General features: G+C 41.9%; 13 protein-coding genes. 3 read left to right on the forward strand and 10 right to left on the reverse strand.

Annotated elements, in window-relative coordinates; genetic code table 11:
* Positions 1-26: 26 nt before the first annotated feature.
* The 3 genes from mutL to RT034_RS02205 all read right to left on the reverse strand — a co-directional run bounded on the left by mutL (position 27) and on the right by RT034_RS02205 (position 2,718).
* The gene (mutL, locus tag RT034_RS02195; protein WP_313013056.1) at positions 27-1,619 is read right to left on the reverse strand and encodes a DNA mismatch repair endonuclease MutL; all 1,593 of its coding nucleotides are present in this window, start codon (positions 1,617-1,619) and stop codon (positions 27-29) included.
* Positions 1,612-2,049, reverse strand: a complete 438-nt coding sequence (gene tsaE / locus RT034_RS02200; RefSeq protein ID WP_239741803.1) for a tRNA (adenosine(37)-N6)-threonylcarbamoyltransferase complex ATPase subunit type 1 TsaE — start codon at positions 2,047-2,049, stop codon at positions 1,612-1,614. Before tsaE ends, mutL begins: the two co-directional genes overlap by 8 nt.
* A gap of 75 nt (positions 2,050-2,124) precedes the next feature.
* The gene (locus RT034_RS02205) at positions 2,125-2,718 is read right to left on the reverse strand and encodes a 6-pyruvoyl trahydropterin synthase family protein (RefSeq protein WP_313013059.1); all 594 of its coding nucleotides are present in this window, start codon (positions 2,716-2,718) and stop codon (positions 2,125-2,127) included.
* Positions 2,719-3,065: 347 nt separating this feature from the next.
* On the opposite strand from RT034_RS02205, the gene RT034_RS02210 reads away from it, so the two are divergent.
* The 3 genes from RT034_RS02210 (at position 3,066) to RT034_RS02220 (ending at position 6,719) form a co-directional block, all read left to right on the forward strand.
* Positions 3,066-3,701 (forward strand): response regulator, encoded by a 636-nt coding sequence (locus tag RT034_RS02210; protein WP_040403691.1) that lies wholly within the window; start codon positions 3,066-3,068, stop codon positions 3,699-3,701.
* Positions 3,702-3,704: 3 nt separating this feature from the next.
* A complete protein-coding gene (locus RT034_RS02215; protein WP_313013062.1) occupies positions 3,705-5,348 on the forward strand; it encodes a sensor histidine kinase in 1,644 nt (547 codons plus the stop codon).
* Between the two features lie 204 nt (positions 5,349-5,552).
* Entirely contained in the window at positions 5,553-6,719 is a 1,167-nt protein-coding gene (locus RT034_RS02220; RefSeq protein WP_313013065.1) for an acyl-CoA desaturase, read from the forward strand.
* Positions 6,720-6,810: 91 nt separating this feature from the next.
* Here the strand turns inward: RT034_RS02220 and RT034_RS02225 are convergent, their stop codons facing one another.
* The 7 genes from RT034_RS02225 to cmk form a co-directional block, all read right to left on the reverse strand.
* A complete protein-coding gene (locus RT034_RS02225) occupies positions 6,811-7,560 on the reverse strand; it encodes a histidine phosphatase family protein (RefSeq protein ID WP_313013068.1) in 750 nt (249 codons plus the stop codon).
* Positions 7,561-7,674: 114 nt separating this feature from the next.
* Entirely contained in the window at positions 7,675-8,466 is a 792-nt protein-coding gene (locus tag RT034_RS02230; protein ID WP_313013070.1) for a metallophosphoesterase, read from the reverse strand.
* Between the two features lie 17 nt (positions 8,467-8,483).
* Positions 8,484-9,185 carry an orotidine-5'-phosphate decarboxylase gene (gene pyrF / locus RT034_RS02235; RefSeq protein ID WP_313013346.1) on the reverse strand — a complete coding sequence of 234 codons (702 nt, stop codon included), beginning with the start codon at positions 9,183-9,185 and terminating at the stop codon, positions 8,484-8,486.
* 76 nt (positions 9,186-9,261) lie between these two features.
* Complete coding sequence (locus RT034_RS02240; RefSeq protein WP_036603687.1) at positions 9,262-9,621, reverse strand: lipopolysaccharide assembly protein LapA domain-containing protein; 360 nt, start codon at positions 9,619-9,621, stop codon at positions 9,262-9,264.
* 162 nt (positions 9,622-9,783) lie between these two features.
* Positions 9,784-10,080: an integration host factor subunit beta gene (locus tag RT034_RS02245; protein WP_007116365.1), complete on the reverse strand. Its 297-nt coding sequence runs from the start codon at positions 10,078-10,080 to the stop codon at positions 9,784-9,786.
* A 270-nt stretch (positions 10,081-10,350) separates the two neighbouring features.
* Positions 10,351-12,021 (reverse strand): 30S ribosomal protein S1, encoded by a 1,671-nt coding sequence (gene rpsA, locus RT034_RS02250; RefSeq protein WP_313013348.1) that lies wholly within the window; start codon positions 12,019-12,021, stop codon positions 10,351-10,353.
* Between the two features lie 122 nt (positions 12,022-12,143).
* Positions 12,144-12,893: a (d)CMP kinase gene (gene cmk, locus RT034_RS02255; RefSeq protein WP_313013074.1), complete on the reverse strand. Its 750-nt coding sequence runs from the start codon at positions 12,891-12,893 to the stop codon at positions 12,144-12,146.
* Positions 12,894-12,945: the final 52 nt, after the last annotated feature.

The following is a 12,945-nucleotide window of genomic DNA, read 5'->3' on the forward strand; positions in this document are numbered from 1 at the left end:
GATTGTTAAGGTGACTAGGGAGGTAACTAGGGATTAGGTAAATGCGAATGCGACAGCAGCCATTGTAGCATGTCAGCTTCACTGACTCGAATGGCATTATCGGCAATGTGGGTAAAATCAGCTTGATTCAAATAAGATTGAACATAGGCTGTATCATAACTGTCTATATGATGGTATTGTAAATCAATCAGATAAAAATATCCTTGCCAAAAAATTAAAGCAAAAGTTTGATGCTGGTTTTCACATTGATGCTGTCTTTCAAATTCATGCTTGTTTTCAAATAAGGTTACTAGCTGTATCGCGTCGCTATCCGTTAACCTATCAACAGCACCCTTTCTTGCCACCTGATAAATCGACTGATTTTCGGCAACATGGGTTAGCTCATGGGTGGCGTTGGGTTTCTCACCCGTCTTTATCTCACCGGTCTTTATATACTGAATGGACGTAGCTTCACCTGTAGGCAATTTTTGAAATTTATCGACGTTACTGTCATCAGTTTTTGTCACGCAAGCTTGCCGTTGCAGGGTATTTAACTCAGTCATTTTAGGCTGCAATTGCTCTAGCATATGCTGAGACAACCAAGCTAATATATTGGTCAATGGCTGGATTTTGACTTGTTGTTTACTTGGGTGAATATTGACATTTATCCACTCGGCAGGCAGCTCAAAAGACAACGCATAGCCCATTTGTAGCGAATTATCGATGCCAATCCCTAGCTTGCGACCCACTTTTTGTATGGCTTGACTAATCGCCAAATCACTGACCAAACGATGATTGATATAAATCAGTTTTGGCAGATTATTTTTAGGGGCGATAAAAAACCAGCCGGTGACTTGGGCACTTAACTCCTCTGTCTGTGCTTGTAAACCTTGCAATGATAAATAAAATGGCTGTGCAATCTCAGCTAATGGCAAATTTAACGCTTGTTCAAGCCGCGCCAAACTAAACGCCGGCAAAAAAGGCAATGCAGCACCCTCTAAATTTTGGTGAGGGGCTTGGGCTGACTGCGTTAAGCTAAAACGCAGCTTGTCTTGATGATATAATTCAATCTGCACATCGGCAAAACTAATCGCTAATCGCTGCACGACTTGTTCAATATGGGCAAATTCTGTGGCAATACTTTTTAGGTGCGAGCGTCTGCCTGGCACATTGAAGTACAAATCGCGAACGCTGACACACGTGCCGCGATGTTTTACGACAGGACGAATAGTAGCTTGGCTTACCTCACTACCGCTCACGCTCAGCTGTTGCCCTATACCGCTGTCATTGTGACTACTGGTTAATGTCAAATGCGATATCGCCGCAATGCTCGCTAGTGCCTCGCCGCGAAAGCCTAAACTATGAATACCAACCAACTCACTGACATTAGCAAGTTTACTGGTGGCATGGCGAGTGACCGCAAGCGTCATGTCATCAGGATGAATTCCCATGCCGTTGTCACTAATTTGAATCAACCCAAGCCCGCCTTGTTCAATATCGATTCGAATATGAGTAGCGTTGGCATCGATAGCATTTTCAATCAATTCTCTGACCACAGAAGCAGGGCGCGTCACTACCTCGCCAGCGGCGATTTGGTTAATAAGCAGTGGGGATAATTTATGAATACGGTTGTCAGGCAAAACTTATCGTCACTTCTCGTTGTTCGTCATCAAGGCGTTTAATATCAATGCTTGCATTGGGCGGCGTCAGATAGCCTGCTGCACGACTCGCCCACTCAATAATCACCAAACTATTTGGCTCATCTTGATATTCATAAAAACCGATAAACTCCAATTCTTCAGGATCATTGAGACGGTATAAATCGGCATGGTAAACCGGCTTAATTGTACCATCGTCCTGCGTAATACGATAAGGTTCAACCAGGGTAAAAGTCGGACTTTTTACCGCGCCTGTATGCCCCATTGCCTGTAGCCAATAGCGGGTAAGCGTGGTCTTGCCCGCACCCAAATCACCCGACAGCCAAACGCTACCGGTTAAATTCATTTCGGCAAGCTCTTTAGCTAAGGCTTGGGTGTCGGTTTCGGATTTTAAGAGGATAGTTTTATTCATGTCGATTTTCCCAGCTTGCCCCATGTTTGTCCTGAATCAAAAATCGTTACAACAACCCCGTCACATACCAACAGCTTAGTCAACTTGTAAAACCACTGTCGGGTTGACAAATTTTTCACCTTTTTTTAATTTGTCATACATTTTTGGGTCATGCCATTCGGCTTTTACTTGCTCGCTAAATTCAAAATCACCCAGCGTCAATGCGCCCATTTGGGCATTATCGACATCGTCTTCAAAGCACTGTGCATAGCCTGTCGCTGTTTCGTGGGCGATGACGGAATACACTTTGACATCGGTTTCGCCGTTTTGCATTTGGGTTTGTTTTAAGATTTCTCTTGCCCAAAAAAACACCACGCGGCTAAACTGCTCTGCCGAGGGCGAAACAGGCAAACTAATCCAGCGCGCGCTAAATTTTTTACAGGCGTCAATATAGTCAGGGTCATCTTTATCCCAAAAACAAATAGCATGATCAAAACTATCAATGATGTCTTTAATCGATGATTTTAACAGCCCAAAATCATACACCATTTGCCCGTGATCGAGGCGGTGCGCTTCTAAAATCAGCTCGATTTGGTAACTATGCCCATGAATCGAGTACTTGCAGCGATCGGAGCTACAATTGCGCACGATATGGGCATTTTCAAATTTAAACAGCTTTCTAATTCTCATAATGGGATTCGCATTTTTTTAGCAGTAATAAAGGTTTGAATGCTGACTATTATAAAGCTATTGGGCAAGTTAAGCGAATTTTAGTCATGTGCCCAAATTTGCCTACCTAAATTTACCCATAACATGAACAAAAAATCTCGTCACATTTAAGACAGTAACTCACGTCTTAAATCGCTAACTGTGCTAATATAAAAACTTGGGGATAGATAGTTATTGTTGAAAAATGAGTTTTTTTAGCTGACTCTTTTTTATATAAATTTTTGTTGATATAAAGTCTTGTTAATATAAAGTGTTATTGATACAAAATTTTGTTGGCATAAAGATAAGCGCGGTGGAGATAAAAAATGATGATTAGAGTATTGGTCGTTGACGATCATGATTTAGTCCGAATGGGCATCGTACGGATGCTGTCAGATAGCCCTGATATTGATGTGATTGGTGAAGCTGCCGATGGTGAAACCGCGATTATCAAAACCAAACAATTAAAACCTGATGTGGTATTACTTGATGTCAATATGCCTACCATTGGCGGGTTAGAAGTCACCAAGCGCTTGCTGCAAACCGATAAAAATACTAAGATTTTAGCAGTCAGCTCTTTGGTTCAGCAGCCCTACCCATCCATGCTCATCAAAGCAGGGGTGAGTGGCTATATCACCAAAGGGACACCGCTTGATGAGATGATTAAAGGCATCAAAAAAGTCCACCAAGGCGGGCGTTATTTTAGCGCCGATGTTGCCGAGCAGCTTGCTGATATTTTATTCACTGACAATTCAGAGTCGCCATTTGATGCGCTAAGTGAGCGAGAAATGCAGGTGGCGATGATGGTGGTCAATTGTAAAAGTCCACAGCAAATCGCCGATCAGTTGTTTGTGAGTGTCAAAACAGTCAATACCTACCGCTATCGTATTTTTGAAAAGCTTAATATCGATAGTGATGTCAAACTTACCCATTTGGCTATGCGTCATGGTTTAGTTCAACCCTAAACCATGATTACCAATCCTGCGTTTTCATCGCTATTTGACAAGCCAAGCACCCAAGCTAGAACCAAAAAAATCGGTAACGTCTACAATGGTTACCGTATTATTATTGCTATCTTTTTTTCCTTTAGTTTTATGTTGGCATTAAAAAATGCCCAGCATGACTATTGGGTATTGATTAATCTTTTTCCCACTTTTTTCTATTTTTTGTTTAGTATTGCTTTATTTATTTTGTATTATTTTTATCCCAAAAATCCGCTGTTGATGGTCGGGCTAACTGTCGATGCGCTGGTACTCACTACCTTGTTGTATTTTAGCGGTGGTAATGATTTACAAGTGATTTTGCTGTTTTTGGTGCAAGTTGCGGCGGCCTTTATGTTGGTGCGCTCCAACCAAGCTATTTTGCTCACTATTTTTGCCATCACGCTGGTTATTTATCAGCAGTTTTATCAAACCCTAAAAAACGATGTGAACTACGCGCTAGTTAACAACGTGGCATCGATGGCGATTAGCTTTATCGGGGTTGCTTATTTAAGTTATACGTTATCCAAACGGCTTAAACAAATTGAGCTGCTCTCTGAGCGCCAAGTCAATGAAGTCAATGCGCTAAATGCCATCAATAATAAAATTGTGCAAATCATTGATCAAGGGGTGGTGGTATTATCCCACGATTTAGAAATTTTTATCGCCAATGATACCGCACTCGAACAACTACATCTGCCCAAGGCCCTTGATAATTTTAATTTGCCAGATATTTCCCCCCTATTAGCTGCAAGACTTGCACCCATCATCCAAGAGCCTGAAGAAACTTTAATAGTGCGGCTAGGCGCAGCGACTGCTAGCACACCTTTGGCCGTTGGCATTGAGCCCAATCACCAAAGCTTTAATGACTTGCGACTTCGTATCACCCAATTAAGACAGCAATATGCCATTATTTTTATTGAAGATTTACGTGATGAGTTTAGCCGTGCGCAGCAGTTAAAACTTGCGTCGCTGGGACAATTATCCGCCAGTATTGCCCATGAGATTCGTAACCCGTTGGCAACCATTAGCCAAGCCAGTCAATTATTAATTGAAGAAGTTAATGAGGCTGACAGTGGCTTATCCGATGATAATATCCTGCTATATGAGATGATTTATCACCAAACCATTCGGGTCAATAAAATCATCGAAGATGTGCTTAAATTATCTCGTCAGCAGCGCCCTAATTTTGTTTATATTGAACCCAAAACTTGGCTAAACGATTTTGTGCAAGAAAACTTTAGCGGCCATGATATTTTTCTGCACTGCCGTACGGATAAAGGCTTTATGTTTGATAACCATCAGCTAGCACAGATTTTGGTCAACCTCATCAATAATGGGCTGCGTTTTAGTAGCAAAACCGAGCCCCACGGCTTTGTCACCCTTGAAGTGTATGAGTTTGGCAAATCTATCCATATCGATGTGATAGACACGGGTCACGGCGTTGCCAAAGAAAATATTCAGTATTTATTTAATCCGTTTTTTACCACCGATAGTCAGGGCACGGGTCTGGGGCTTTATTTGTCGCAGGCCTTCTGCCAGGCAAACTATGCCAATCTAGAATATGTACGAAGTGAGGGGCAAACTTGCTTTCGGATGATTTGTCAAACCAAAACTTTACCGTCCGTCTAAAATATCTTTGTAGCTAAAATTTTTAATTGAATTTTTTGGCTAAAGCATTCATATTACAGTAAGTTTATCGATATCAATTTAGCAAAATTGTCGGGAATTTGAGTGTATATGTGTTCACTTTTTTCCATTTTTTCAGTACAATATAGCGTCAATGATTAAAAAAATACATGTCGTATTTTGATCATCCTCAGGACATTTATCTCTATGGCACAACCTCAATCTTTTGAAAACGCACCCATCAATTGGATCCCTGCGTTTGTCTTAATTAGCACGCCTTTGGCGGCTTTATTGATTGTACCTTATTACTTGTGGACACATAGCGTCAGTTGGCAAGTTTGGGCAATTTTCGCATTCTTTATGGCTTGGAATGGGTTAAGTATTACTGTCGGTTATCACCGTTTATGGTCACATCGTACTTACCAAGCGCATCCGATTGTCAAATGGTTCTTTCTGATTGGCGGCACGTTAGCTGTTCAGGGCTCAGTATTTGACTGGTGTGCAGGACACCGTTTGCACCACCGCCACGTCGATGATATCTATCAAGACCCCTACTCTGCCAAGCGTGGCTTTTGGTTCTCACACATCGGTTGGATGCTCAAAAACTACCCAAGCGGCCATTATGACTACAAAAATATCCCAGATTTAAAAGCTGATCCTGTGTTAGTGGCGCAAGATAAATATTATGCCCTGTGGATTTTATTAGCCAATATTGGGTTACCGGCGCTGTTTGGTTGGATGGTGGGTGATGTTGCGGGTACCTTAGTACTTGCAGGGCTACTGCGTTTGGTGTTAAGCCATCATTTTACTTTCTTTATCAACTCGCTTTGCCATATGTTTGGTACCCGTCCTTATACCGATACCAACACCGCGCGTGATAATCCGATTCTGGCCATTTTCACTTGGGGCGAAGGCTATCATAACTACCATCACTTTTTCCAATACGACTATCGCAATGGGGTAAAATGGTGGCAATATGATCCTAGCAAATGGATTATTTATGGCTTGTCAAAAATCGGTTTGACTTGGGATTTAAAACGTGTCCCAGATGTTACCATTCAGCATGCGCAAACAGAAATGGCATTCAAACGTGCTGAGAAAAAAGTTGCGACTTTTTCGGGAAATTTAACCAGCGATTTTCAAGCGATAAAAGATCGTTTAAATAGCGAACAACAAGCCTTTAAACAAACGATTGCAGAATGGCAAGCGTTAAAAACGCAAGCCATTGAGATGAAAAAAAATGAGTTTGCTCAGCGTATTCATGAAGTCGATGATAAGCTAAAAGACCAGTTTAGTGGCATTGAGAATAAACTTCGCAATCATGCGCAGCAAATTGAAAATTTGGTTAATCATTTAAAAGGTAAACATGTTTGATTAAAATCTAAATATGTTTGAAGGTTGACTGTGTCATAAAAAAGGTAGGATAAAATCCTACCTTTATTTTTGTGGTGTTGTTGGGTATCGATTAATCTTTTAACGAATAAGAGGGTGAAAATGGGTCTAACAATTCAATCAACCGGCGTTCATAGCACTGCCCGCGCCAAATAAAATGTACTTTTGCATCACTAAAGGGTTTATCATCAAACCACAAAAACACCCCTTCCATCATTTTTGGCCAGTCATCCCAGCTAATTTCACCCACGCCCATCATCACCGCTAAGAACGCTGACAATAGCGTATCATGACTAACCGCCAGTAATAAATGCCCATGCTTTGGCTGATGCTGAAATAAAAGCGCTAATAAATCCAAACCGCCTTTATGTGGCGCTTTAATCCCTGCCATGTCGCCCGCCAAAAAACGATTGATAAAGTTTAGCGCACCAATTTGTTTGAATACCTTACTCACTTCTTCATGGTCAACCACCAAACTACCTGGCTCTACCAACAGCGATTGGTGCGACACATTTCTAGAGATGCCAGCACCTGCTTGCATTAAAATCGCGGTATCAATACAACGTTGTATCGGGCTACTGATGCTATCTACATCCATCGAGTACTCTAAGTTGGCAGCCAACCAACGCCCCCAAGACTCCGCCAACACTCTGCCTTTTGGTGTCAGTGGTAATGCATAACTGGCAAAGCCATTTTTATCTGACATTTCGCGCAATGAATGGCGGGTAAATAGTATTAATCGCTCATGTTTCGGCAGTAGCTTGACCGAGTCAATCATACTGGGCGGTAAATGAGCAGGCATGGTGTTGATTGAACTAGACATTTAAATACGCATTCCTTATATCTTTTTATCTTTGCACCATAAATTGATACTATAAATTGATGAGGTCAAAAATTTAAGCGATTAAATGGGATTTTACTGGGGCAAACGTGCCAATCATACCATGACTTCAATGACCTTATGCCAGTCAAAAACTATCCCGGTACTACTGATTTCATTGGGGTAGGCTCTGGGATTGACAATAACCCGTGTATGACCTTGCTGATAATCAAAGGCTTCATGGGTATGTCCATGCAGCCAAATATCAGGCGCAAAGTCGCTCTGTAGCCATTCGCTCAAATCAACGACAAATCCCGCATTACTGGGGAAATTGGCATATTTTGGTGCGATAGATAATGGGCTAATGCTGTGATGTGTCATGACCACAGTAGGCATAGCATCTTTTTGGCTTTGTTTTAAGGCGTTTTGCAACCATGCCCGCTGCCGCTGGTGAATAGATACGGTATCTTGGGGCGTTAACAGTCGGTTATCATAATAAATCTCGCGATAATCGCGCATAAACTGCTGAGCAATCTCCAACGTATTATCTTGTGGTTGGTATTGATAATCCGTCCAAAGCGTTGTCCCAATAATTTTAACACCCATAAATTCAAAGCTCGTGCATTGTAAAAAATGCACTTGCGTATCTTGCGTCAATGCCTTTATTTGGGCATCTAAATCAAGAATATTATGACCAAAATACTCATGATTGCCCACAATTACAAAAATTGGTTTCTCAAGTCGCTTCGATTCACCGATGAGCCATTCGATGCCCAAAAGCCCATTGGATGTGTCGCCCGCTACTAAAATAGCATCGGCATTTGTGTAAGGGATTTCACCAATCGGCAAATCCCTTTTTGCATAGCTATCAATATGTAAATCACTTAACACTTGAAAACGTACTGGCATACATAACTCGAAATGGATTATTTTAACGTATCCAAGATATAGTGCAGTTTTGCGGTGGGATCCGCTGCTGCCGTAATTGACCGTCCAATGACCAAATAATCAGACCCATTTGCTATGGCATCTTTGGGCGTGCAAATACGGGTTTGGTCATTACTGGCGTCTTCTGGTAGTCTGATACCTGGCGTGACTAACAGAAAATCCTTGCCGCAAAGCTGTTTAAGCATAGTGGCTTCTTGTGCAGAGCAAACCACCCCATCAAGTCCAGACTGCTGCGTCAATAATGCTAGTCGCTTGACATGATTTTCTACCGAGTCGGTGATGCCCACTTCAGCCAAATCTTGCTGTGACATAGAGGTCAGCACCGTCACCGCAATCACTAAGGTTTGGTAATGTTGCGCCGATAAACGCGCTTTCACCGTTTGCATGGCGCTGCGCCCCGCACTGGCATGTACATTGACCATCCACACCCCCAAATCAGCCGCTGCTAGTACCGCCTGCGCGGTGGTATTGGGGATATCATGGAATTTTAAATCCAAAAACACCTCAAAATCACGCTGATGTAAGGATGTCACTAAGCTACTACCATATTTGGTAAACAGCTCTTTGCCAACTTTCACCCGGCACAATGTAGGATCCAATTTATCTGCCAAGCTTAATGCCTGACGGTCATCCATGTTATCCAATGCCACAATAATGGGTGACTTGATGGCTGATTTGATGAGTGATGTTGCTTGCGGTACTGCCACTTGATTCATAACAAACTGACTCTTTTTTTAACTCGATAGTATGGATTGCTTATCGTACGGGTGGTAAATTAGGGTTGGCTGCGGTAGGTGCAATTGTTGCATTGCTGGTTTGCGCTAAATGCTGTTCATAATTATGCTGCGTTTGCATCAATTTTTCTTGGGTTTGCTTTAACTCTTTAGATAAGCGCTGATTTTCCAGTTTCATCTGTAACACACGAAATAAAATCAACCCCATCAACAGTCCCGCGATGACCCCTAAAACAATGCTAATAATCAGCAGTAACCCCAAACTCATTTGTGGCACTTGGCTAAACAGTAAATTTACTTCGACTTGGTTGTTATTCACCAATACGAGCATCAATGAATAACCAACGACCACGAACAACAAAATCGCTAACAGATAACGCATATTTTTCTCCTTGGTTATTTTAATTAATCTACGTTTTTGAATGCCACTATTATTACAGATAATTCAAAAAAAAGAGTGGATTTTTTGTCCACTCTTTTTTGATCAATCATATATTAAACCATATCGCTAGTTCAATAACGTTAAATGACTCAAAAACCGCAACTAACGATGATGATTGACTGCCTCTCGCAAAGCTTTGCCAGGTTTAAAATGGGGTATGGCTGTTGCTTTCACGGTAACTTTCTCGCCTGTTTTAGGGTTGCGCGCCACACGTGGCTCACGATGATGCAAACTAAAACTACCAAAACCGCGTACTTCGACACGTCCGTTTTGAGATAAGGTATCGACCATCAAATCAATGATTTGCTTAGTGGCTTCCTCAATGGTTTTTTCTGGTATATTCTCACATTCACTTGATAATCTAGTGATCAAATCAGATTTGTTTAACACTTTTTCCATACTACCCCTAACACGCTAAACGTAACTGTCGTAATCTAAATTACAGAATGATTGTTTTAAAAACTTCGTTACAGTCCAATTTCATCCAATAATCTAATAACAATTCTAATAATGAAAAATTACATTTCATTACTTTTCTTCGCATATTATAACAAAACCGCACTAAATTCGTCGTCTTTTTTTAGACTAAATCTTTCATTTTGTTACCTAAAAGGCAAAAATAAAAAAAGCGACTAAGTTAGTCGCTTTTTTTATTGCTCACAAAACCGATTATTGGTTTTGTTGTTGCTCTTTGATTAAGTCACCAATCGTTTTTGGTTGTGCATCTGCCGCAGCATTTGAACTTAATGCTTTGATGGCATCACGTTGCTCTGCTTCGTCTTTTGCACGAACGGATAGGTTGATACCGCGAGTTTTGCGGTCAACGCTGACAATTTTCGCTTCAACTTCATCACCGACATTCAGTACAGTGGTCGCATCATCTACTTTGTCCTGTTGGATTTCTGACGCACGTAAGTAGCCTTCTACATCGTCAGCTAGTTTTACTTTAGCGCCTTTGGCATCAACGTCAGTCACTACCCCTTTCACTACCGCACCACGATCATTTGATACTAGGTATTCATTGAATGGGTCGCTGTTAAGTTGTTTGATACCTAAGCTGATACGGTTAGCTTCTGCGTCTACAGACAAGATGACCGCTTCAACGGTATCACCTTTATTGTAGTTACGAATCGCTTCTTCACCACTTTCAGTCCAAGAAAGGTCTGATAAGTGAACTAGACCATCAATACCACCTTCTAGACCGATAAAGATACCGAAGTCAGTGATTGATTTGATAGTACCAGATACTTTGTCACCTTTTTGATGGTTCTTATCAAACTCTTCCCATGGGTTTGGCATGGTTTGTTTGATACCTAGGCTGATACGACGACGATCTTCATCGATATCAAGGATTTGAACCATGATCTCGTCACCGATTTGTACCACTTTTGAAGGATGGATGTTTTTGTTGGTATGATCCATTTCAGAAACGTGTACCAAGCCTTCGATACCATCAGCGATTTCAGCAAAACAACCATAATCAGTCAGGTTAGTGACGCGTGCTTTAACGTTAGTACCTTTCGGATAGTTGTTAAGAACGTCTTGCCATGGGTCAGTACCTAGTTGTTTTAGGCCTAAGCTGACACGGTTACGTTCACGGTCAAATTTTAATACTTTAACTTTTAATTCTTGACCCACTTCAACCACTTCTGATGGGTGCTTGATACGGCGCCATGCCATATCTGTGATGTGTAATAGACCATCGATACCACCTAGGTCTACGAATGCACCGTAATCAGTCAAATTTTTCACTACGCCGACCACTTCTTGACCTTCTTCAAGGTTAGATAGTAGTGCTTCGCGCTCTGCTGAGTTTTCAGATTCCATTACAGCGCGGCGGCTAACAACGACGTTGTTGCGTTTTTGATCCAGTTTGATGACTTTAAATTCTAGCTCTTTGCCTTCTAAGTGCGCAGTGTCGCGTACTGGGCGAGTGTCCACCAATGAACCTGGTAAGAACGCACGTACTGAGCCGATATCAACCGTGAAACCACCTTTAACTTTACCAGAGATAAGACCGGTTACGATCTCATTGTTTTCGTAAAGTTTTTCAAGTACGTTCCAAGTTTCAGCACGTTTTGCTTTTTCACGTGACAATAGGGTTTGACCCATGCCATTGTCAACCGCGTCTACAACGACTTGAACTTGGTCGCCAACTGCTACTTCAAGCTCGCCTTGTTCATTCAAAAATTCTGAACGCGCAACGATACCTTCTGATTTTAGACCCGTATCTACGGTAATCCAGTCGCTATCAATTGCAACTACTTGACCAGAGATAACTGCACCGCGTTCTACGTCAAGTACTTGGCTTGCTTCAAACAGTTCAGCAAATGATTCCATCATAAAATTTACCTTTGTATAGCCGTAGCCTGTCCAGCACAGTACGGTTCAAATTAAGATTTTTTATAAACATAAGGCTGGTTTTAGTGCCTATAAAAAATCGATAAAACTTTTAAAAACACCTAGTTAATTGTCAAACCACGCTCAACACATAGTTGCCAAACTTGGTTAAACACTTGCTCAGCATCGATCGCTGAGCTATCAATCACTATCGCATCAGCAGCAGGCTTAGCCGGTGAGGCACTGCGTGTACTATCACGCTCATCACGGGCAATAATTTGTGCCAAAATTTCGTCAAAATCTGCCTGTTTGCCAGCATGGGTTAACTGATTGACTCGGCGCTCGGCTCGTGCCTCAGAGGATGCGACCAAATAAACTTTCAGCGTTGCATTGGGGAAAACCACTGTTCCCATATCACGCCCGTCTGCAATCAAGCCCTTTTTTGGGTTGCCTTGCGACGTTGCCATATTTTTTTGTAACTCTAATAGCGCTTGACGCACCTTCGGGAATACCGCGACTTTTGACGCAAAGTTACCCACTTCTTCGGTGCGAATCACTTCGCTCACATCGTTGGCATTCACGAGCACGGTCACATGCTCAGAACCCGCTTTTGCGGCTGCAAACTCAATTTTCAACGATTGGGTTAAATCAGCTAGCGCAGTTTCATCAATGTTGTCCGTTAACAAACCCGCTTGGTGGGCTGCAAGACCCACAATCCGATACAGCGCCCCTGAATCTAAAATTTGATAATCCAGTAGCTTTGCCAGTCTTGCCGTCAATGTGCCTTTACCTGCACCACTTGAGCCATCAACGGTGATGACGGGCAGGCTTGCGGTTAGATCAAAAGACGGTTGCGTTAACGTTTGTGACATGCCATTCTTATGAACAAAGCAAAAATAGTCGTATATTTTACGCCTGAAAGCT

It is taken from the genome of Moraxella sp. CTOTU48841 (assembly GCF_032061225.1).
Classification (GTDB): domain Bacteria; phylum Pseudomonadota; class Gammaproteobacteria; order Pseudomonadales; family Moraxellaceae; genus Faucicola; species Faucicola cinerea.